This window comes from Acinetobacter sp. YH12117 (assembly GCF_013418865.1).
Taxonomy (GTDB): domain Bacteria; phylum Pseudomonadota; class Gammaproteobacteria; order Pseudomonadales; family Moraxellaceae; genus Acinetobacter; species Acinetobacter indicus.
This window is the reverse complement of sequence record NZ_VPBF01000009.1, coordinates 51,301-72,932: the sequence shown is the minus strand read 5'-3', so window position 1 is coordinate 72,932 and position 21,632 is coordinate 51,301. Positions and strand designations below refer to the sequence as shown.

At 46.0% G+C, this 21,632-nt stretch carries 26 protein-coding genes; 22 read left to right on the top strand and 4 right to left on the bottom strand.

The window, feature by feature from the left end:
• From nuoH to FTU55_RS05270, 10 genes are all read left to right on the top strand, one after another.
• Positions 1–1,002, top strand: coding sequence for an NADH-quinone oxidoreductase subunit NuoH (nuoH, locus tag FTU55_RS05315; protein WP_005179637.1), 1,002 nt, complete (start codon positions 1–3; stop codon positions 1,000–1,002).
• Between the two features lie 16 nt (positions 1,003–1,018).
• The gene (gene nuoI, locus FTU55_RS05310) at positions 1,019–1,561 is read left to right on the top strand and encodes an NADH-quinone oxidoreductase subunit NuoI (protein WP_005179629.1); all 543 of its coding nucleotides are present in this window, start codon (positions 1,019–1,021) and stop codon (positions 1,559–1,561) included.
• Positions 1,561–2,079, top strand: a complete 519-nt coding sequence (nuoJ, locus tag FTU55_RS05305; protein ID WP_171065113.1) for an NADH-quinone oxidoreductase subunit J — start codon at positions 1,561–1,563, stop codon at positions 2,077–2,079. The genes nuoI and nuoJ overlap by 1 nt, the downstream gene beginning before the upstream one ends.
• Entirely contained in the window at positions 2,079–2,387 is a 309-nt protein-coding gene (gene nuoK / locus FTU55_RS05300; protein ID WP_005179622.1) for an NADH-quinone oxidoreductase subunit NuoK, read from the top strand. The genes nuoJ and nuoK overlap by 1 nt, the downstream gene beginning before the upstream one ends.
• Positions 2,384–4,279 (top strand): NADH-quinone oxidoreductase subunit L, encoded by a 1,896-nt coding sequence (gene nuoL / locus FTU55_RS05295; RefSeq protein WP_005179621.1) that lies wholly within the window; start codon positions 2,384–2,386, stop codon positions 4,277–4,279. Before nuoK ends, nuoL begins: the two co-directional genes overlap by 4 nt.
• Before the next feature lies 1 nt (position 4,280).
• Complete coding sequence (gene nuoM, locus FTU55_RS05290) at positions 4,281–5,894, top strand: NADH-quinone oxidoreductase subunit M (protein WP_104491474.1); 1,614 nt, start codon at positions 4,281–4,283, stop codon at positions 5,892–5,894.
• Between the two features lie 3 nt (positions 5,895–5,897).
• On the top strand, positions 5,898–7,391 hold the full coding sequence (gene nuoN / locus FTU55_RS05285) for an NADH-quinone oxidoreductase subunit NuoN (RefSeq protein WP_005179615.1): 1,494 nt from the start codon (positions 5,898–5,900) through the stop codon (positions 7,389–7,391).
• A 122-nt stretch (positions 7,392–7,513) separates the two neighbouring features.
• Positions 7,514–8,149, top strand: a complete 636-nt coding sequence (gene upp, locus FTU55_RS05280; protein WP_180046395.1) for a uracil phosphoribosyltransferase — start codon at positions 7,514–7,516, stop codon at positions 8,147–8,149.
• An 80-nt stretch (positions 8,150–8,229) separates the two neighbouring features.
• The gene (locus FTU55_RS05275) at positions 8,230–8,523 is read left to right on the top strand and encodes a cold-shock protein (protein WP_005179613.1); all 294 of its coding nucleotides are present in this window, start codon (positions 8,230–8,232) and stop codon (positions 8,521–8,523) included.
• A gap of 112 nt (positions 8,524–8,635) precedes the next feature.
• On the top strand, positions 8,636–9,337 hold the full coding sequence (locus FTU55_RS05270) for a cold shock domain-containing protein (protein WP_016659365.1): 702 nt from the start codon (positions 8,636–8,638) through the stop codon (positions 9,335–9,337).
• A 49-nt stretch (positions 9,338–9,386) separates the two neighbouring features.
• On the opposite strand, the gene gigC is transcribed toward FTU55_RS05270, so the two are convergent.
• The gene (gigC, locus tag FTU55_RS05265; protein ID WP_005179612.1) at positions 9,387–10,268 is read right to left on the bottom strand and encodes a LysR family transcriptional regulator GigC; all 882 of its coding nucleotides are present in this window, start codon (positions 10,266–10,268) and stop codon (positions 9,387–9,389) included.
• Positions 10,269–10,353: 85 nt separating this feature from the next.
• Between gigC and FTU55_RS05260 the strand changes: the two genes are divergently transcribed.
• The 3 genes from FTU55_RS05260 (at position 10,354) to FTU55_RS05250 (ending at position 11,855) form a co-directional block, all read left to right on the top strand.
• Positions 10,354–11,115, top strand: a complete 762-nt coding sequence (locus FTU55_RS05260) for a ferredoxin--NADP reductase (protein ID WP_034597870.1) — start codon at positions 10,354–10,356, stop codon at positions 11,113–11,115.
• Between the two features lie 95 nt (positions 11,116–11,210).
• Entirely contained in the window at positions 11,211–11,456 is a 246-nt protein-coding gene (locus tag FTU55_RS05255) for a hypothetical protein (protein ID WP_180046393.1), read from the top strand.
• A 48-nt stretch (positions 11,457–11,504) separates the two neighbouring features.
• Positions 11,505–11,855, top strand: coding sequence for a hypothetical protein (locus FTU55_RS05250; RefSeq protein ID WP_180046391.1), 351 nt, complete (start codon positions 11,505–11,507; stop codon positions 11,853–11,855).
• 93 nt (positions 11,856–11,948) lie between these two features.
• Here the strand turns inward: FTU55_RS05250 and FTU55_RS05245 are convergent, their stop codons facing one another.
• On the bottom strand, positions 11,949–12,371 hold the full coding sequence (locus FTU55_RS05245; RefSeq protein WP_034598216.1) for a hypothetical protein: 423 nt from the start codon (positions 12,369–12,371) through the stop codon (positions 11,949–11,951).
• 442 nt (positions 12,372–12,813) lie between these two features.
• Between FTU55_RS05245 and FTU55_RS05240 the strand changes: the two genes are divergently transcribed.
• The 4 genes from FTU55_RS05240 (at position 12,814) to FTU55_RS05225 (ending at position 15,687) form a co-directional block, all read left to right on the top strand.
• Positions 12,814–13,146, top strand: coding sequence for a hypothetical protein (locus tag FTU55_RS05240; RefSeq protein WP_005179600.1), 333 nt, complete (start codon positions 12,814–12,816; stop codon positions 13,144–13,146).
• A 199-nt stretch (positions 13,147–13,345) separates the two neighbouring features.
• On the top strand, positions 13,346–15,136 hold the full coding sequence (locus tag FTU55_RS05235; RefSeq protein WP_168390793.1) for a mechanosensitive ion channel: 1,791 nt from the start codon (positions 13,346–13,348) through the stop codon (positions 15,134–15,136).
• A 79-nt stretch (positions 15,137–15,215) separates the two neighbouring features.
• Positions 15,216–15,407, top strand: a complete 192-nt coding sequence (locus FTU55_RS05230; protein ID WP_075167146.1) for a hypothetical protein — start codon at positions 15,216–15,218, stop codon at positions 15,405–15,407.
• Between the two features lie 133 nt (positions 15,408–15,540).
• Positions 15,541–15,687 (top strand): hypothetical protein, encoded by a 147-nt coding sequence (locus FTU55_RS05225; protein ID WP_016659361.1) that lies wholly within the window; start codon positions 15,541–15,543, stop codon positions 15,685–15,687.
• 24 nt (positions 15,688–15,711) lie between these two features.
• Here FTU55_RS05225 and FTU55_RS05220 read toward each other — a convergent pair whose 3' ends face one another.
• The gene (locus tag FTU55_RS05220) at positions 15,712–16,914 is read right to left on the bottom strand and encodes an NAD(P)/FAD-dependent oxidoreductase (RefSeq protein WP_168395417.1); all 1,203 of its coding nucleotides are present in this window, start codon (positions 16,912–16,914) and stop codon (positions 15,712–15,714) included.
• A 330-nt stretch (positions 16,915–17,244) separates the two neighbouring features.
• On the opposite strand from FTU55_RS05220, the gene FTU55_RS15105 reads away from it, so the two are divergent.
• From FTU55_RS15105 to FTU55_RS05210, 3 genes are all read left to right on the top strand, one after another.
• Complete coding sequence (locus FTU55_RS15105; RefSeq protein WP_257222775.1) at positions 17,245–18,234, top strand: YncE family protein; 990 nt, start codon at positions 17,245–17,247, stop codon at positions 18,232–18,234.
• A gap of 3 nt (positions 18,235–18,237) precedes the next feature.
• Positions 18,238–18,906, top strand: a complete 669-nt coding sequence (locus FTU55_RS15100; protein WP_257222776.1) for a hypothetical protein — start codon at positions 18,238–18,240, stop codon at positions 18,904–18,906.
• Positions 18,907–19,169: 263 nt separating this feature from the next.
• Positions 19,170–19,499 carry a hypothetical protein gene (locus tag FTU55_RS05210; RefSeq protein ID WP_104499095.1) on the top strand — a complete coding sequence of 110 codons (330 nt, stop codon included), beginning with the start codon at positions 19,170–19,172 and terminating at the stop codon, positions 19,497–19,499.
• A gap of 25 nt (positions 19,500–19,524) precedes the next feature.
• On the opposite strand, the gene FTU55_RS05205 is transcribed toward FTU55_RS05210, so the two are convergent.
• Positions 19,525–20,385, bottom strand: coding sequence for a 1-aminocyclopropane-1-carboxylate deaminase/D-cysteine desulfhydrase (locus FTU55_RS05205; RefSeq protein ID WP_180046389.1), 861 nt, complete (start codon positions 20,383–20,385; stop codon positions 19,525–19,527).
• 160 nt (positions 20,386–20,545) lie between these two features.
• On the opposite strand from FTU55_RS05205, the gene FTU55_RS05200 reads away from it, so the two are divergent.
• Together FTU55_RS05200 and FTU55_RS05195 are read left to right on the top strand one after the other, a co-directional pair.
• On the top strand, positions 20,546–20,752 hold the full coding sequence (locus FTU55_RS05200; RefSeq protein WP_180046387.1) for an NF038215 family lipoprotein: 207 nt from the start codon (positions 20,546–20,548) through the stop codon (positions 20,750–20,752).
• A 235-nt stretch (positions 20,753–20,987) separates the two neighbouring features.
• The gene (locus tag FTU55_RS05195; RefSeq protein WP_104488681.1) at positions 20,988–21,611 is read left to right on the top strand and encodes a LysE family translocator; all 624 of its coding nucleotides are present in this window, start codon (positions 20,988–20,990) and stop codon (positions 21,609–21,611) included.
• Positions 21,612–21,632 lie beyond the last annotated feature (21 nt).

Here is a 21,632-nt window from a genome sequence, read left to right as displayed (position 1 = left end):
ATGGAACAAGAATTAATGCGTCAAACACCGCTTTGGGCTGAGAACTGGCCAATTGCCTATTCAGTCATTCAAGCGATTGTGATCTTGCTGGTTGTGGTACTGGTTGCAGCATTAATGTCATTTATCGAGCGTCGTCTGCTCGGTTTATGGCAAGACCGTTACGGTCCGAACCGTGTAGGTCCGGGCGGTATGTTCCAGATTGTCGCCGACATGCTGAAAATCATGTTCAAAGAAGACTGGACACCAAAATTCGCTGACAAGCTGACTTTCCGTATGGCACCTGCAGTTGCAATGGCAACTGCGGTACTGTCGTTCATGGTTATTCCTGTATCACCGTATTTAGGTGTGGCAGACATGAGCATCGGCCTGCTGTTCTTTATGGCAATGGCGGGTATTGCAGTCTATGCGGTTCTGTTTGGTGGCTGGTCATCAAATAACAAATATGCATTGCTGGGTGGTCTACGTTCTGCAGCGCAAACCATTTCTTATGAAGTGTTCCTGGGTATTTCCCTGATGGGTGTGGTGGCAATTGCCGGCTCATTCAACATGCGTGAAATTGTAGAAGCACAGCAAGACGTCTGGTTTGTAATTCCTCAGTTCTTGGGCTTCTTGATTTTCGTGGTTGCAGGTGTTGCGGTAACGCACCGTCACCCGTTTGACCAACCAGAAGCAGAACAGGAATTGGCAGAAGGTTATCACGTTGAATACGGCGGTATGAAATGGGGGATGTTCTTCGTTGCGGAATACGTCAACGTGGTGCTGATCTCTGCGCTGATCGTGACGTTATTCTTCGGTGGCTGGTTAGCGCCATTCGGACTTGATTTCTTACCTCCAGCATTCTGGTTCATTATCAAAACAGCATTCTTTGTAATGATGTTCGTTCTGGCACGTGGTTCTTTGATGCGTCCACGTTATGACCAGGTAATGAACTTTGGCTGGAAAATTTGCTTGCCATTAGCGTTGGTGAACCTGCTGGTTACTGGCGCGGTTATCTTGTGGTAAGGGCAGGGAGAACAAAATGTATAAGTTTCTAGCTGGATTTGGGTCAATCGTGCGCTCGTTGTGGATGGTGTTCAGCCACGCAACCCGCAAACGTGACACCATTTTATATCCGGAAGTGCCAGCCGAAGAAATCGTACCACCGCGTTTCCGTGGTCGTATCGTGCTTACACGTGACCCAGATGGCGAAGAGCGCTGCGTTGCCTGTAACCTGTGTGCCGTTGCATGTCCAGTGGGTTGTATTTCACTGCAAAAAGCAGAGCAGGAAGATGGTCGTTGGTATCCGGAATTTTTCCGTATCAACTTCTCTCGCTGTATCTTCTGCGGTATGTGTGAAGAAGCCTGCCCGACAACTGCAATTCAGCTGACACCAGACTTTGAATTGGGTGAATATGTTCGTCAGGACCTGGTCTATGAAAAAGAACATTTGCTGATTTCAGGTCCGGGTAAATATCCTGACTATAACTTCTACCGTGTAACCGGTATGGCAGTTACAGGTAAAGACAAAGGTCAAGCACAAAAAGAAAGTGCACCTGTTGATGTACGGAGTCTATTACCATGATGTGGCCGTTTTATTTGATGGCACTCGTGGCCATTATCTCTACTGTTCGTGTTGTCACCAACACGAACCCAGTACATGCGTTACTGAGCTTGATCGTGTCATTACTTGCAGTTGCAGGGATGTTCATGATTGTGGGTGCACCGTTTGCCGGTGCCCTGGAAATTATTGTGTATGCCGGCGCGATCATGGTGTTATTCGTGTTCGTGGTGATGATGTTGAACTTGGGTCAGCAAACTGTTGAACAAGAGAGCAAATGGCTCAACTCATCTGCATGGGCATATCCAGCATTAATGAGCTTCTTGATGGGTCTGGTTCTGGTATGGATGCTTGCATCTGATTACTCCAGCACGCCAGCTGTCATGGGAACCGAAATTGTTGGTCCTAAAGAAGTCGGTCAAGCACTCTTTACTCACTATTTATTATTGGTTGAAGTTGCCGCGATGTTATTGCTAGCAGCCCTGGTTGCAGCATTCCACTTAGGTAAACGTGAACCAGGTGCAGAAGAGGAAAAACAATAATGGGCAACATCCCTTTAGAACATGGTTTGATCGTTGCAACCATTCTTTTTGCACTGGGTTTTTACGGTGTAATGGTGCGACGCAACCTGTTATTCATTTTAATGAGCCTTGAAATCATGATGAACGCAGCAGCACTTGCGTTCGTTCTGGCGGGTAGTGCCTGGGTACAACCAGATGGCCAGATCATGTTCATCTTGATTCTGACGCTGGCTGCGGCAGAGGCGTGTATCGGTCTTGCGATCGTCCTTCAGTTCTATCATCGCTTCCATCACCTGGATGTGGATGCTGCTAGTGAGATGCGCGGATGAGTTATTTATATTTAACAATTTTGTTCCCGCTAATCGGTTTTATTTTATTAGCGGCAGGGCGTCACAATCTTCCTGAGAAAGTTGCGGCGATTATCGGGGTAGGGGCAGTTGGTCTATCGGCATTATTTGCCCTGATTGCCGGCCTTGACTTTGTCAATAACGGTAAAGAACTTTACGTTCAGCATTTGTGGACGTGGTTTAGCGTGGGTGATTTTGCCCCAGGCATCAGCTTGCAGCTTGACGGCTTATCGTTGCTGATGATGGGCATGATTACCGGTGTTGGTTTCCTGATTCACATCTTCGCATCTTGGTATATGCGTGGTGAGGAAGACTTTGCACGTTTCTTCTCTTACTTCAACCTGTTCGTAGCCAGCATGTTACTGCTGGTACTGGGCGATAACCTGGCGTTATTGTTCCTGGGTTGGGAAGGTGTAGGTCTGTGTTCTTACCTGTTAATCGGTTATTACTACCAGAACCCGGCCAACGGTTTTGCTGCAATTAAAGCATTTACCGTAACGCGTGTTGGTGATGTATTCCTGCTGATTGCACTGTTCTTGCTGTACCAACAGTTCGGTACCCTGAATACACAGTATATCGTTGAGAATGCTGCTGCGGTTATGACCCAAAGCTCATCAATTACCATCTGGACTGCCTTAATGTTGTTCTTGGGTGCTGCTGGTAAATCTGCGCAAATCCCGTTACAAACCTGGTTGGCAGATGCGATGGCAGGTCCGACGCCAGTATCTGCGTTAATCCACGCGGCAACCATGGTGACTGCGGGTGTTTATCTATGCTGCCGTATGTTCAGCGTATTTGAACTTGCACCAGAAGTGATGATCTTCATTTCTATTACCGGTGCGGTAACCTTGCTGGTGGCTGGTTTTGCAGCGCTGGTTCAAACCGATATCAAACGTATTCTGGCTTACTCAACCATGAGTCAGCTCGGTTATATGTTTATGGCCGTGGGTGCTGAAGCGTACCAGGCAGGTCTGTTCCACATGCTGACTCACGCATTCTTCAAGGCATTATTATTCTTGTCTTCAGGTGCAGTGATTCTGGCTTACCATCACGAACAAAACATCTTCAAGATGGGCGGTCTGTTCTACAAGAACAAATTCCTGTTTGCATGTTTCGCGATTGGTGGCGGTGCCTTGGCAGCCATTCCATTCCTGACCATCGGCTTCTTCTCTAAAGATGCGATTCTGGCCGCGGTGTGGACACAAAGCCATTTAGCTGGCGTACCAGTCTTCAATACACTGTATTGGGTGGGTGTTGCAGGTGCGTTCTTAACGTCTATTTATACTTTCCGTTTAATCTGGGTAGTATTCTTCGGCAAAGAAAACACGCCTTATCATGAAATCAAAGGCATTACTTACTGGGCTCCACTGGCAATTCTGGCAGTGCTTTCAACGGGTCTGGCGATTGTGCTGAAAGCACCAGTGATGAGCATTCTGGATGCTGCACAAATTCCAGCCTTCATTATTCCTGAAGCGCTTGAAGCCGGTGCACATGGTGCTGAATACATCGCGATTGGGGTTGCTTTGGCAGGTCTTGCTGTTGGCGTGGTGCTGTTTGCGTTTGCTTACAATGCCGTAAAAGGCTTTGCTCAGACTTCTCTGGGTTCAGGTCTGGCCAATATCTGCCGTAATGCACTTGGTTTCGATGCGTTGTATGACATCGTATTCGTGAAGCCTTACCTGCTTATCGCTAAAATTTTAGGTCGCGATCCGATTGATGGCTTGTGGCTGGTGCTTCCTGCAATTGTTAAAGCAGGCAACAGCTTTACCAGTTCACGTCAAACCGGTTCATTGCGCGAATACGCCTCTAGTATGGCCCTGGGTGTTGTTGTTTTACTGCTGGTCGTGGTCGTGACTCAGGTCGTGGGGAAATAAGATGGAAGCTCCAAACAATATCATTTTACCCGCACTGATCCTCGTTCCGTTCATTGCAGGTTTTATTTGTTGGATCGTCGACAAGCTCGACGACAAACTGCCGCGCTATATTGCGCTGGTGGGTATGCTGGTAACGCTGGGTCTGACCCTGGCGTTATGGCAATCAGGTACGTATCAATATGAATTGGGTGCACAGGTTCCAAGCTGGGCTGCCCAATTCCAGTTGCCTTGGATTCAAACCCTGGGCATTAACATTCACCTGGCGGTAGATGGCTTATCATTACTCATGGTTGGCCTGACGGCGCTGCTGGGTATTTTGGCCGTCGGCTGTTCTTGGGGTGAAATCCAGAAGAACGTAGGCTTCTTCCACCTGAACCTGTTATGGTCTTTAGGTGGCGTGATTGGTGTATTCCTGGCGATTGACCTGTTCCTGTTCTTCTTCTTCTGGGAGATGATGCTGGTTCCAATCTACTTCCTGATTGCGCTTTGGGGGCATAAAGGGGCAGATGGTAAATCGCGTGTTTACGCAGCAACCAAGTTCTTCATCTATACACAGGTTGCAGGTCTGATCATGCTGATCGGCATCCTGGGTCTGGTGATTTACGGTTACATGCTGTCAGGTACCATCTCGTTCAACTACCACTATCTGTTAGCGGTGGCGAATACACTTGATGCACAGTTACCAGCAGTGGCTTATGCCTTCATGATCTGTATGTTCATCGGCTTTGCGGTAAAACTTCCAGTTTTCCCGTTACACGGCTGGTTACCAGATGCCCACGCACAGGCACCAACAGCAGGTTCTGTTGACCTTGCAGGTATCTTGATTAAGACTGCAGCGTACGGTTTACTCCGTTTTGTGATTCCATTCTTCCCGGCGGCTTCTGCACAGTTTGCAGACATCGCGATTATTTTCGGTTTAATTGGTATTTTCTACGGCGCTTGGTGTGCCTTCCAGCAAACCGATATGAAACGCCTGTTGGCTTATACCTCTATTTCGCACATGGGCTTTGTGTTACTGGCGATTTACGCAGGTAATATCCTGACTTACCAAGGCTTAATGATCATGATGCTGGCACATGGCTTGTCATCTGCTGCATTGTTCATTATGTGTGGTCAGGTTTATGAACGTGTGCATACCCGTGACATGCGTCTGATGGGTGGTATTCGTGGTCAATTCCCGTATCTGGCCTTCTTCCTGATGTTCTTCGTGGCAGCATTGGTCGGTATCCCGGGTCTGGGTAACTTTATTGGTGAATTCCTGATTCTGATGGGTTCATTCAACCAGTTCCCTGTATTTACAATCATTGCTGCAGTGAGTCTGGTGTTTGCAGGTCTTTATGGTCTGATCCTGATTCACAAAGCATTATTTGGTACACCAAACGAAGAGCAAAAACAGCATTACAGCAATCCGTTAAAAGATCTGGATGCGCGTGAAATTGTGATTCTGTTAATTTGTGCCGTTGGTCTGTTATGGCTTGGTCTGTATCCACAAAGCTTCCTTGATATTTCCAATTCAAGCATGGCGTGGTTAGCAAACAGCTACATTCCAGTTCAAGAGCTAGTTGAAGTGACCGAACAGGTAAGCACTCAACTCGAAAATGTGGAGATCCAATAAGTCATGAACTTCACAATGTCATTTTCCGAGCTTATGCCATTAGCTCCTGTGATGATCGTGGCTTTAACTGCGATCGTCGTGATGATTCTCACCGCAATCAAGCGTAACCATAACCTGATTGCGACAGCATCTGTAGTGGGCTTAAACCTTGCTGCAGCGTATATTCTGCTCTCATTATTCGGTGGTGCTTTTGCACCAGCGAATGTCATGGGCATGTTTATGATTGATCAGTTCACACTGGTTTATCAGTTACTGATCCTGGTTGCTGCACTGGCTTGCTGTACCTTGTCACATGCTTATATTGAAAGCTATAAAGACAATCGTGAAGAGCTGTACATCCTGATGTTGTCCTCAGTTGCAGGCGCAATGCTCATGGTGGCAAGCTCGCACTATGCTTCATTCTTCATCAGCCTGGAATTGATGTCGATTCCGGTGTATGGCTTGTTAGCCTATACGCATCAGCGTTCGAAGTCTTTAGAAGCAGGGGTGAAATACCTGGTACTTTCAGCAACCGCATCTGCGATGTTGCTGATGGGTATGGCGTATATTTATGCCTACACTGGTTCACTGTCATTCTATGACTCTGTACAGGCGCTTATGCAGAACCTGCACCAGCCACTGGTCATTTTAGGTATTGCCTTAATTATCTTTGCGGTTGCATTCAAACTGTCTTTGGCACCATTCCACAAATGGACACCAGATGTGTATGCGGGTGCTCCAGCACCAATCGCGACCTTCCTGGCAACGGCTGCCAAAGTGGCGACCATTGGTTTGTTCGTACGTTACTTGCTGACTTCAGGTGCCATCCTGCAAGAATCAGTTATTACACTGCTGACCATTATTGCCGTACTGTCGATTGTGGTCGGTAACTTCCTGGCGGTACGCCAAGTGAACTTGAAGCGTGTCCTGGCATACTCTTCAATCGCACACTTCGGTTATCTGCTGATTGGTCTGATCAGTCTGACTTATGCCAGCTTGGGTAATGTGACTGTTTATGTGATTACCTATGTATTAACCACGATTGGTGCTTTCGGTGCCGTAGCGTTAATGTCGAGTCCATATAACAACACTTCAGAAGCAGAAAGTCTGGCTGAATACCGTGGTCTGTTCTGGCGTCGTCCAGTGCTGACTGCTGTATTAACCGTGATGATGCTGTCTCTGGCCGGTATTCCACTGACTGCAGGCTTTATTGGTAAGTTCCTGATTGTCATGGCTGCGGTAACAACCCAGCACTGGTTCCTGGCAGCGATGATTATTGTCGGTTCGGGTATTGGTCTGTATTACTATTTACGTGTGATGGTGGTGATGTATATGACTCCGCCAGAAACACCAAAAATGGATGCAGTCGATCACTGGGGTCAACGTGTTGGCGGGATCATGGTTCTGCTGGCTGCACTGGCGGTATTGGTGATTGGTGTTTATCCGGATCCAATTATCCAGATGGCGCTTGAAGCCGAGATTTTATCTCCAATTCACTTCATGCTGTCTCAGCAATAATCTTGAAAAAGAGAATTGTCTAGCAAAAAGCCCTCAATATTTGAGGGCTTTTTTGTTTTTATCAGGGTCAAAAAATGATTATAATAGACGGAATTTTATCTTAACCTTTTAGGTGTTCTCCCGTGGCTATCCATGAAATTCGTCATCCGCTCATTCGTCATAAACTCGGTTTACTGCGTCGTGCAGATATCAGCACTAAAAACTTCCGCGAGCTGGCGCAAGAAGTGACCATGCTGTTGACCTATGAGGCGACCAAAGATTTGCCAATGGTCGAGCATGAAATTGACGGCTGGAATGGTGCGGTCACGGTAGACCGTATTGCCGGTAAAAAAATTACGGTGGTACCAATTTTACGTGCCGGTATTGGCATGCTGGATGGTTTCCTGAACCTGATTCCAAGCGCCAAAGTGTCTGTACTGGGCTTAGAGCGTGATGAAGAAACGCTGGAAGCACGTACCTACTACAAAAAACTGGTACCGGATGTACAAAACCGTATTGCCATGATCATTGACCCAATGTTGGCCACCGGTTCATCTTTAGTGGCGGCGATTGATGTGTTAAAAGCCAGCGGCTGTAAAGATATTCGCGTGATGGTGCTGGTGGCTGCGCCAGAAGGCATTCATCGTGTAGAAGCAGCGCATCCGGATGTGGTAATTTTCACTGCCTCTGTGGATCAGGGCCTGAATGAAAATGGCTATATCGTACCGGGCCTGGGTGATGCCGGTGACAAAATTTTCGGTTCCGTGCAAAAAGACTGATTTTGCCAGTGAACAGAGAAGGGGCTTTTATAGCCTCTTTTTTATATACTAAGCTTGAAGCGCAAAAGGGGGACAGGTCGATGAGCAACGAACAATATCAGGGTAAAGTTAAGCAATACAACGCAGACAAGGGTTACGGCTTTATTGCCTGTCCGGAAGGCGAAGTGTTTTTTCATATTTCCGATTTCCCGGCCGATGGGATAGAACCGAAGCGAAATGACCGGGTGAAATTTAATGTGGTCAAAAACGGCAACAAGTTTAAAGCAGTGAAAATTGAGCGGGTTGAAGACCAGTCGGCCAAAGCCAAAAAATCCAAAGTGGCCGCCCATAACCAGTCGATTACTTCTTCCCTGCTGTCCAATTTCCGACGTTAGTACTGAGGTAGAATTTATATATTCTGCTTAAGTCGAGTATAAGAATAGAAAAGAGGCTTTTTAGCTTCTTTTTTATTACAATTATTAAAAATATCAAAGATAAGAGCGCATTATGTTTCAAGAGGGGAAAATCAAAAGCTATCATGAAGATCGTGGTTTTGGTTTTATTCAGATAGAGAAAGAGTCAAAAGATTTATTTTTCCACATCAAAGATTTTCCCAATAAGAATGTTCCACCTAAAATCGGTGAAAATCTAAAATTTATAATTGTTGAAGATGCAGGAAAATTTAAAGCCGCGAATATTGTGCGCTTAGACCTAAAAGTATCAGAGCCTGCTGAACAGAACAATCTACGATACAGAAATATCGAGGGTAAAGTTTCGTCAAGAGATAAAAAGAAGTCTTCATGGCTTAACTCAAAGATCATTACTGTATTAGGCTTAATCATTATTTTAGGATTAAGTATTTTGGTATATAAGAAATATCAAGAATATCAAGCTCAGAAACAGCAAAAACTTGAAGAACTGATGATTGCTCAGCAACAGATCGTAGCTGAGCAAAGAGCGGTACATGGCGAATTACCGGAACTTGGACTTAGTGAAAAAGGGAAAAAGAATTTAGAAAATGTCCAAGAGAATGTAGAGCAAGCGCTGCCTGTAAGTAGCAGCTCATCTGAACAATTTAAATGTGATGGCCGCGAGCATTGTAGTCAGATGAAGTCTTATGAGGAGGCTTTATTCTTTATTCGTAATTGCCCAAATACCAAAATGGATGGTGATGGCGACGGGATTCCATGTGAAAGCCAATTTCGATAAGGTATGAAAAAAGCGCCTGCAGGCGCTTTTTTATGGATTAAATACAGTCTTATTTGCTGTCACAGAACTTCATAAAGGCTTTCAGACCTGGACCCTGGTATTTCTGACGATGCACCAGCATAAATAAAGGCCGCGCCAGTTGCCAGAATGGAGTGTCTAAAATCACCAGCTGGCCTTTTTCACGTAAAGGCTCAATCGCCAGTTTTGAAATACAGGACATGCCTAAGCCGCCGGCCACAATTTTCAGAATGGCTTCATTATGACCCAGGGTTAAACGGATTTTGGCATCTGGCACATCTTTTAAAATGGCGTTATCAAATACTTCACGCGTGCCTGAACCTTCTTCTCGTAAAATCCATTCCACCTGTTTAAAGTCTTCTGCGGTTAAGGCACGGTCTAGCTGCGCCAGCGGATGATTCGGTGAACAGCAGACCGCCAGTTCATCATCACGCCAGTGGATACATTGCAGCTGCGGTAAATGACAGGAACCTTCAATCAGGGCTAAATCGAGCTGGAACTGGTTGACTGCTTCAATCATTTGACGAGTATTACCGACTTGCAGCTGTAAATGCGCCTGTGGCTGAATTTGTAGGAAGTTGGCCATTAAATCTGGCATCAGATAATCGGAAATGGTCAGGGTCGCGCCCAGACGCAAATCAATGCTTTGCAGCTCACCTTTGGCGGCCTGTTCAAAGGCCTCACAGCGACCCAGAATTTCAAGCGCCTGCGGGAGTAAAAAACGGCCCAGATCATTCAATTGCAGGCGTTTACCTAAACGGTCAAACAATGGTGCGCCTAAACCATCTTCCAGATCTGCTAAAGCCATACTCGCCGCACTTTGCGTCAGTTTGACGGCATCACTGGCCTTGGTTACTGTGCCTTCTTGAGCGACTGCTACAAAAACAGCCAATTGGCGTAAAGTCATGCGCATGAATATAGCCTTAACATTTAAAAAATATTAATAAATTATGCTGCCATGCTACCATGAGCGCAGTCTTTCATGCCACGTACAAATTATGTCAATTGAAAAATTTAGCCTAGAAACGGTGTTATCTGTACATCGCTGGACCGATACCTTGTTCAGCTTTACCATGACGCGTCCAGCCCACTTTAAATTTACTGCCGGGCAATTTGCGCGTATTGGCCTTAAAGTCGGCGATGAACTGGTGGTGCGGGCCTATTCAGTGGTGTCCTCACCTTTTGATGAAACCCTGGAATTCTTTTCAATTGTCGTACCTGATGGGGCCTTTACTTCCAATCTGCAACATCTGCAGGTTGGCGATGAGCTGTATCTGGAAAAAGTACCGTATGGCTTTTTAACCTTGGCGCGCTATCAGTTGCCTTTGCCACAAGACTTATGGCTTTTGGGTACCGGCACCGGACTGGCGCCGTTCCTGTCGATGCTGCAAGATTTTGACACCTGGAATAAATACCAGCATATCCATCTGGTCTATAGTGTCCGTACTGCCGCTGAACTGGCCTATGTCGAGCGGATTGAAGAAATTGCAGCGACTTTTGGCGAAGGGCATACAGGTTTTAAATTTGTGCCGATTATTACCCGTGATCCGAACGCACCTTTGCATGACCGTCTGCCGGTGTTAATCGCCAATGGCGAGCTGGAAAAAGCCGTGGGCCTGTCTTTTAATCCGGACAGCAGTCATGTGATGCTATGTGGTAACCCACAAATGGTGGAAGATACCAAAGAAGCCCTAAAAGCGCGTGGCCTGAGCATGAATCGCCGTGGAGAAGGCAATATTGCAGTAGAAAACTACTGGTAAGCTTGAATTCTACAGGCTTACTTTGATGATTTGCTATTTTCAGCCCGGTTTATTTTCTCTAGTTCTGTGAGGATGTGATGCAAGTGTTCCAATCCATGCTTATGGCCAGCGTCGCGCTAGTGGCGGCAACTACGCTACAGGCAAATATCACAGGCACGGAAACAGAAGTGACGGTACAAGAAGATGTGCTGATCTATACTGGCCCGCTCAGCCAAGATGCCAATACCCGTGCAGCTGCCTTGTTGAAGCAGTTCCCGCAAGTACAGACCCTGAAAATCACCAGTCAAGGTGGTGAAATTGGTCTGGGAATGGATTTGGGTGATCTGGTCTATGCGCATTAGCTGAATGTAGAAGTCGGGCAATACTGTTTTTCTTCTTGCGCCAATTATGTGTTTCCGGCCGGAAAGGTCAAATATCTGAACTGGCGCAGTCAGCTGGGCTGGCATGGCGGCGCCATGCAACCAATGCAGTTTGATGATGCAGACATGGAGCAGGCCTATCAGCAGTATATTGGCCCGATGCGCGCCAGAGAAACCGCGTTTTTCCAGAAAATTCAGGTCCAGCAGGCATCGACTACAGCAGGGCAAGCGCCTGAATATGCGCGCTATCAAGATTGTATTGGCTGGCGCTATACACGCCAGAAAATGCAAAGTTTGGGAATTGATCAGGTGCGCTATAAACAGCTGATCTGGCTACCCAAATCCAGTTTTAAGCAGCAGTGTATTTTTACCATTCGCTAGCGGATTAAATGAAACGTATATTCTATTAAAAAACCTCATCTGTATGATTCAGATGAGGTTTTTTGATGAAGTGTCAGCACCACTTGAATATGCTTAATGCACAAACATATCCATAAAATGACGGATTTCCTGAATCGCTGTTTCTGTATCAGTAGTCAGCCAGGTCGGTTCAAAAAAGCCGGCATAGTGTTCGACACGGTCTGCAGGGACCACCAGACGCACTGGACATTCTTCTTCCAGTAAGCGCCATGGAATAATCGGCACTTCATTATCGAGCCAGGCCGCGACATTACGCACATCAATCACCATGGCATTAATGCAGTCTGGAAACGGCATCACTGAAAACTCTTCAGTACGACGGCGGAAATATTCCAGATCGCCCCATTTTAGAAGAAAGCTCGGTTTACTGAACTCAATAATCCCGATTAAATGCTGATCACGCGTGTAGTGCAAAGCACATTGATGTGTGACGTCAGTGTCAAGATCAAGCGTTACACTTTGTTGACGATACGCCATAAAATTCTGGAGCATGAAAAAAAGAGTGACATATTATAGCGCATTTGTATGCGTTAAGGCAGCGCTTGTGGTGGGCGAGCTGAAGCAAATTGTTACCTGGCATTTTGCTGTATCAAGCAATGAGGGGCTGATCAGCACTGGAGAATGCTCAGGCTGCTGAATTTTTTCTCTCATCTAGGCGATTCTATATTCCTTTTCATGTGCTTATTCTTCTAATTTTGCATCAGTTATTCATCTGCTTATTGCGACTAAAAAGTATACAAGTCCTGTCAGCTGCTAAATCCAGTTTACGTCAAAATTTTGAATAAAATGAAAGCAGTAAAAAACTTCATTTTTTGTAATTACATTTTTCACCATCTCACAATGCTTTGTCACACAACACAACAATGCTTCTTGTTAGTATAAAAATTCGACAAGCGAATAGAAAAGAAGTGAGGGAAACATGAGCCATGATTTTAACAAGCCACCTCATGTCACAAGCGCAGAAGAAGTACAAAAGAAAAAACGTATGCCAGTTTTTATCTTGATTGCTGTGGGTGTTTTTCTGCTGGCACTGGTGGTGTATATGTTTGCGGATCGTGATCCTAAACCGAGTGAGGCACCACCTGGGCATCCGAATGCCAATGTAGAACAGGCTACACCCAATAACAGTACGCCTGCAATGGCTGAAGAAGGTGTGGCGACCACAGGTGTGGATGGCGACATTGGCACCGCTGTAGATGGTGATTCAGCCACTGCCACTGATGGCGATACCGCTACGGCCACCGCTCAATAAGTCTGAAGATTGCATAAACCCTGACCGTCAGTTCAGGGTTTTTTGCGATAGCCGTGCATTCTTACACGCTTGGTACTTCATAAAAACACGGTACTTAAAAATACAAAGTACTTAAACCTTTCATTTTTACCATGATCAAGATGCGCATCTTTTGCCATGAACAACGAATGTAGAAAGTCATAACAAGAGGGCAAGACATATGAATGATTATTTTGATGGAAACCCGAGAGGTGCAGGCTTCGATGCCATGTACTACTGGGAACAGTTTCATCCCATTTTATCGGCGATTGCCATACTTATTATTGGTTGGATTATTGCATTAATTGTCGGTGCAGCCATTAAAAAAGGCTTAGAAAAGCTGGGCACCAACCAGAAGCTGTCGCATGCCACCGGGCACCGTCCCAATGTAGAAAGTATCCTGTCCAGAGTTGCCTTCTGGATTATCATGATTATCGCGATTATCGCGGCGCTGAATGTGCTGAACCTGACAAGTGTCAGTGGGCCGTTTAGCAATATGATTCAAAGCTTCCTGGTCTTTATTCCCCAGTTGCTGGCAGCCATTGCGGTCGGTTTTATTGCCTGGATTGTCGCAACGCTGGTCAAAATGGGCCTGCAGCGCGTACTGAACCGTACCCAGCTAGATGAAAAGCTCAGTGCCGATGTCGGGGTTAGCCCGATTAGCCGCAATATCAGTGATATTGTGTACTGGTTAATCCTGCTACTGTTCTTGCCAATTGTGCTGTCGATTCTGGGTTTAAACGGCCTGTTATATCCAGTACAAAACATGGTCACTGAAGCCATTTCTTATCTGCCGAATATCTTTATTGCCGGCGTGATTATTTTTGTCGGTTATATTCTGGCCAAAATTGTCCGTGGTATTGTCGAAGGTTTAATTGGCAGTCTGAATCTGCAACAGCAGGCGCAAAAAATTGGTCTGTTCAAGAACTCTAACTTGCCGAAGCTGGTCGGTTCTTTTGTTTTCGCCATTATTATCATTACTGCATTAATCATTGCATTTGAAGCCTTGGGTATTGAGGCGATTTCTCAGCCGGCAACCGCCATGCTGCATGAAATCATGTATGCAATTCCGCATATTATTGCCGCTGGTTTAATTCTGATCATCGCCTATGTGGTGTCGCGTTTCGTGGCTAATCTGGTGGTTGAAATTATTTCAGGCACGGGTGTTGATGAAATTCCGGCCAAACTGGGCGTACAGCGTTTCCTCGGTACCACCAAAGTATCGACCATGGTCGGCTGCCTGATCGTGTTCTTTACCATGCTGTTTGCTGTGTCTGAAGCGGCTAACCGTCTTGGTTTCGAGCAGGTAAGTGGTCTGATTTCCATGTTCATTTACTTCGGTGCCAATATCCTGCTGGGCGCGGTCATTCTGGTGGTCGGTTTCTGGCTGGCGAATGCGGTGGCCAAAGTGGTCGAGCGTGGTGAATACAACAGTTCACGCTGGTTAGCGACGCTGGTACGCGTACTGATTATGGGTCTGGTCGTGGCAATGGGCTTACGTGCCATGGGCATTGCCGATTCTATTGTGAACCTGGCCTTCGGTTTAACCTTGGGTGCAGTTGCGGTGGCCTTTGCTCTGGCCTTTGGTCTGGGTGGCCGTCAACCGGCAGAACGTGTTTTAACCGATCTGATTGATAAAGCCAAACGCGAAGCCAAGCAGCCGAATCCGTTGAAACAGGAGCTGGATAGTGCGGCCAATAGTGGCTTTACGACCCCAGGAGTAAATCCAATGAACAAAAAGGACTCGCCACAAGAGACAAATACTCCCATGACTACGGATTTGTCGAATACCACACCGGCAACACTGACCACTGCACCGCAGGAAGATGAAGCATCGGGTGCAGATCAGGTTACGCCTGATACGCTAAAGGTAGACCCGGCGCATCCGGCCAGCAATAATCCGTTTGGTTCAACTGGTGAAAAAGAACCGGATGTCGATGCACATCAACCACAAAAAGATGACCCGAAATAACCTGTCATCTATCTACAAGGTCGATCAAACTGAGTGTTGATCGACCTCGTTTTTTGTTGAAAACTGGAGAAGCAGAATGATGAAAAAGAAAGCGCCTTCCAATCTTTTTGCACCCGTAGTGATTGCAGGGATTACCATTGGCTTTTTGGCCAGCGCCTATAAATTTATTTTTGCCAAAACTCAAAACCAAAATCAAAACCAACCCGGCCAGAGCGCTGATGATTCGGGCGATACCGGGCAAGCTGCGACCAAAGTCGATGATGTTGTATAAATGAACAATTTTTTGCTATAGTGAAGCTTCATAAAAAAGGAATAAATATTTCATATATTTTAGATGCTTAGATTTAATCTGTATGAAATATTCAGGGAATAAAATCGACGAAAGTCTATTTGGGGAAGACCTTATGTTAAAAATTAGCTTAAAACAATCAGAACAGCCGGCAGTATTACCAAAGCATATTCAGTGCGCCGTGATGAAAATGCAGCAGACCATTTTACGTGTACAACGCCAGAATCATCTGTGCTTATTGCGCACAGATTATCTGGAATAATTCATCTACTAGTTTTATAAACCATCAGACATATTGGGCGGCGGCATGCGCTGACGCCCAGGCCCACTGGAAATTATAACCACCTAAATGGCCCGTCACATCCAGCACCTCACCGACAAAATACAAGCCTTTCTGCTTTTTACTTTCCATGGTTTTGGAAGAAACTTCAGTGGTATCGACGCCACCTAAAGTCACCTCTGCGGTACGGTAGCCTTCGGTACCTGACGGTTTGACTTCAAAGCTGTGCAGGCGCGCTGCAATCTGCTCCAGTTTTTCATCACTCAGCTGCCCGATGGCGCTTTCCGCCTGTTCCGGCCAGATCAGCTGTTGCAGCTCTGCCACCACACTTTTCGGTAAATGTTCGGCCAGTAAGGTACGTAACAGCACTTTCGGCTGGCTGGATTTTTTGGCTTTAAAAAACTCGGCTAAATCCACGGCCGGCAGGAAGTCGATATGAAAACTTTGGCCGACATCCCAGTAATTGGACAGCTGCAGCGAACTTGGTCCGCTTAAACCGCGGTGAGTAAACAGCAAAGCTTCGGTAAAGCTGTTTAGCGTATTGGAAAGTGTGGCCTCTACAGCATTACCACTGAGGCGGGTGGTGACTTCTTTAAAACTGTCGGAAAAGGTAAACGGCACCAAGCCGGCACGGGTCGGATAGACATGATGGCCAAACTGCTTGGCAATTTCATAACCGATTCCGGACCCTCCCAACGTCGGAATGGACAGGCCGCCACTGGCGATCACCACAGATTCTGCCTGAAAATAACCTAAAGTGGTTGCGACCTGAAAACCCAAATCATCTATGGCGGTCATGGCTTTGACTTCACAGCTGGTTTTAATCTCGACCAGACCGGTTTTGTCACACTCGGCCAGCAGCATATTCAGAATGTCTTTGGCGCCATTTAAGGTAAACAGCTGCCCATGTTTACGTTCTTCATAGTCAATGCCATATTCGCAGACCAGCCCGATAAAATCCCAATTGGTATAGCGGCTGAGCGCGGAAATCACAAAATGCGGATTATGTGAAATATAGTTGCTTGGCTCGACATAGAGGTTGGTGAAATTGCATTTACCACCGCCCGACATCAGGATTTTCTTGCCAACTTTATTGGCTTTTTCCAGCACCAATACTTTGCGTCCGCGCTGGGCAGCCATATAGGCGGTCATTAAACCAGACGCACCGGCACCCAAAACTAGAACATCGTATTGATTTGCTGTTGCCATGTTGCACCGAGAGAAAATGAAAGCGGACTATTATAGACTTTATCGTTTGATGATGCCGCATTTTCCAGATTGAAATGTGCGCAGAATATTTACTTTTCCTATAAAGCAGGAATGGTCTATCAATAAACCAAATCATCGTTAGCAAGGCCACATTTTACTGTTTCAAGGTGATTTTTTACGCGGCAAAGTCGTGTTTATTCGATCTGGTTTTATTTTTAAGTTGTTTTAAATCAATAGTTTAGTATTTATTAAAGGGGCATTGTTGTTCAGAATAAATAGCAATTTTTAGACATATTTTTTATGTCATGACTTTGTCTCTTGGGGAACACAATGAATAAAACATTATTAAGCCTGGCGGTAATTTTGAGTATTGCTCTCACTGGCTGCGGTGGCAGTGACAGCAATACGGCAGCATCTTCAAATCCATCTGCACCGGCTCCTGTGACGCCAACTTCACCTGGTTCAACACCTGATACCACGCCTGTCACTGCCAGCTTGATCAATGACGTTCGCTTTGCAGATCTGGCCACCGAATTTAGTGCCCAGACTTTTGGTCTGGACAGCTGGAATCCGAAAGCGATGGTGGTGCATCAGGATATTTTGTATGTGGCCAATGACAGCGCCGAGGCAAGCATTTTGCGTTATGACCTGAAAGCCAAGCGAGTCTTGAGTTCGATCCATGCCCAGAATATTTCCGGCATTGGTCGGCCGTGGAATCGGCTGTTTGATTTAAGTGTACATAACGACCGCTTATATGCGGCTTCTTATTCGTCTAACCGGGTCGATGTCTTTGATTTAGGCTCAGGCGAACCACAATTTCTGATGTCGTTGGGAACCGGCAGTTGGTCGGGTGATCAGCACAATACCGTGGTGGTGCATCCCATGTCGGTGGCAGCGAATGATCAATATGTATTTGCCACAGATACGCATAGCCGGATTAATGTCTGGAAGCAAAGTGAGATCAGTAGCACCAATCATTTAAAAGCCAAAAAATATGCACGTTTGTCCTTGCCGAACTGTGGTTATAACTGTAGTGCGCGTTTGGAAGCTGTCGGTAATTTGCTGTATGCCAGTTTTAATAATGGCATGAGCTATGTATATGACCTGACTCATCTTGAAGAAGGCGCAACCAACGTGGCGGCGACGCGACAGGAAAATGTGGGAACACGGGTATTTCATGCCGCGGATGACCAGCGTTTTTATGCAGCCCATACTTCAGGCCGGATCGACAGTTCAGCTTTACCAAATACGCAAAATCTACAGAATATTTTTCCAGCCGCAGTTATGTGCTGCAAGATGGTGAAAGTTGGGAAACCCTGACCAATGAAAACCTGCGCCATTTTTATATGGATAATATTTTATCGGCAAATTTACAGCATCTGGGGCAAAATTACCCCGGCCTATGCGCGTGAATGGGTGATTATGATTACCAATTTTGCCTATCTGGTGAATAGCCCTGAGTTTAAACACATCTGGTTTAACCATAAAGCGGTCATGGGGCATGACTTCTTTGGCAACAAGGGCCAAGTGGTCGGAGATGGCGGTTACTTTACCGCAGCGGAGTATCAAAAATATTATGATGAGATTATGAACCGTGGCAAAGTGATGCTCGGGGTGACCACCGTGGGCGGCGGTTTAGGTGGACGAAATGTGCTGGGAGTCGATACCTGGCTGTTCTATGCGCATTATTTTAATACCAGTATTGGCATTGTGGGCCATGAGTTCGGCCATCACTGGGGCAGCCACGACAGCGCCTGGGCCAAAGGTGGCTATGGTTTACAGGAAATTAATCAGCAATTGCATCAATATTTACAGCGTAAACAGCGCTTGCCGTATATGGACCCAGAGCTGAATAAATTCCACTTAACGCCACGGGCTGAGCTCTATAACGGGGTCGCAGAAAATATGCGCCGACCACGTCCGGATTCACATGTGAATCATCTGGAGCGCTATTTTGCCGCCAATCCATTGCCAGAGACCAATCAGCCTTAAGTTCTGATTTTTTCTTCCATCCAGTTGAAACTGTATCCGCTGGATGGAAGCCCGATTGAGGACGTGACAACAGACGAACTTTGAATTTCACAGCACATACAGATCATCAACAAAACTTTCATCAGACTTTTTTATGATCTGTTTATATGAAGATGTCGAGCTTCAACTTGACGCAGTTGCACTTTGATTTGCTTAACAATAAACAGAAATGTCGGCTAGACATCTATATCTGGTATCGGACTTTATAAAAAAGGAAAAAATCAATGAATCAAACCGCGGGGCTGGATCAGCTCAAACAATACAACCTGATCACCTATATTCTGTATATCGTCGGCTTTTTTGTCGGTGTTACGCCAATTATTGCCATTATCATGAATTATTTAAAACGCGCGGAAATGCGTGGTACCTGGCTGGAAAGTCATGTGAACTGGCAAATCAAAACCTTTTGGGTGACGCTGATTGCCTATCTGGTCGGTGCGGTTCTGACCACCATTCTGATTGGTTTTATTGTGCTGTTGCTGGCCTTTATCTGGCATATCTACCGTTTGGTGAAAGGCCTGATGGCGCTAAACAATAACCAGCCGGTATCATAAATAGACTGCACTTGAAGCTAATGCTTTAAAACGCGCGTCCCTGTAGCCCGCCAGTATGAATCAGTAAAATTTTCTGGTCTGGCCCAATTTTATCTTGATCAATCAGATCAAAGATGCCGCGCAGCATTTTGCCGGTATAAGCCTGCTCCAGCGGAATGTTATAACGCTGCTCAAACGTCTGAATAAACTGGATTAATTCGGGTGTGGTTTTGGCATAACCGCCACAGCAATAATTATCCAGAATACGCCAGTTGCGTTTGGTCGTGAGCTGCGCGACCTCCTGAGTTAAAAAATCACCTTTTAAGGCCGAAAATCCCAACAATTGCTGATGTTGCTGGCTGGCCTCAATCAATCCGGCAAGCGTACCACCCGTACCGACAGCACAGCAGATTAGATCGAATTGCGCATCTTCCGCTGTCAGAATTTCCCGGCAGCCTTGAACCGCCAGCGCATTGGTGCCACCTTCCGGAATCAGATAAAAATCGGGATATTGCTGTTGCAGGCGCTGCAAAAAATCGGGCTGATCTTTCTGGCGATAGGCATTTCGGGAGATAAATTCCAGCTGCATGCCAAATTGCTGTGCCGTGGCCAAGGTCGGGTTTAGAGGACGCTGCGCCAGTTCTTCACCGCGAATCATGCCTAGACTCTGAAAACCAAACTGGTGTGCGGCAAAAGCGGTTGCAGCAATATGATTGGAATAGGCTCCGCCAAAGGTCAGTACTTTTTCAAACCCCTGTTGCCGGGCGGCCAGCAGGTTGTATTTCAGTTTAAAAAACTTGTTGCCCGAAATCTGCGGATGAATCAGATCCAGCCGCTTGATGCTGATGCGCTGGTGGCGATATTCAATGTGCTGATAAGGCACTTGCTGGGCAATAGAATCAAACATAGACAGAACGGAACGTTTTTGACAATTCTAACTGAAAACGGGGCGCGGTCAGTAAAGACATTTAAATAATCTCTCACGATAAAAGCTGGATCAGGCTTGCATAAAAACAGTAACTGTGTAAAAAATAAACAGATAGACCTTGCAGAAAGGGAGAATAATGATGAAAAGAATCATCTTCCTGCTTATTTTAATCCAGGGCGCTTTACTGGCAGCTTGTGACCCGACCAGAGATTTAAACCAGCCGAAAACGGAAGAAACACGCAGCATGATTATTGGCGGTGTGCCGGTGCATGATCAGGATTATCTGGTGCCCAAGCAAGAAGCGAGTGTGAGGCCAGAGCAGACCGATCCATCACAGATTTATTAATATTGTATTTAATTGATGATCTTGAAAAGCGCTCAGGCCATGCTGGTATCTGGGCGCTTTTTTATGGCAAGCAAATTTCAGCAGATTGATTAAAATACGGAGTGAATTTTATAAGGTCAGTATAAAGATCTATAGTGAAAAATATCGTGAAAATCAAAACAACTGGTAAAAAATAGGAAGATATTCAAAGTACTTGCTTGTAAAATGCCGGCAGATCATTGTATTGGATAGGACTGTGGAATCCGTTTTTATTTTGGGATCAATTGCGCTGGCATTGATGTTGGGGGCCATGAGTCCGGGGCCAACATCAATTTATGTGGCGAAAAACTCGATTGCGATTTCACGTCAGCATGGTCTGTTTACCGCGCTGGGCACCGGTTTGGGCGCAGCCATCTTTGGTTTGCTTGCGGTGCTGGGCTTACAGGCCTTTTTACTGGCTGTGCCATCGGCTTATCTGGCCTTAAAAATTTGTGGCGGTTTATACCTGCTGTGGCTGGCATTTAAAATTATTAAACATGCCAAAGACCCGATTCAGGCCGATCATGCTGCCGGCACACAAATGTCCTTACACCGTGCTTTTATGACCGGTCTGATTACCCAATTGTCGAATCCTAAAATTGCCATTGTGCTGGCCAGTATTTTTACCGCGCTATTACCCAAAGAGATTCCGCTGTATTTTTATTTTGTCCTGCCTATTCTGTGTTTCTTTATTGATGCCGGCTGGTGTTCCTTGCTGGCGGTGGCACTATCGGCGGAAAAACCGCGCGCAGTCTATTTAAAGTTTAAAAAAGTGTTTGATCGTGCGGCCGGTGTGGTGATGACGCTATTGGGGCTAAAACTGATTTTTGGTATGAAATAGATGGTTTAAATTGTATTGATC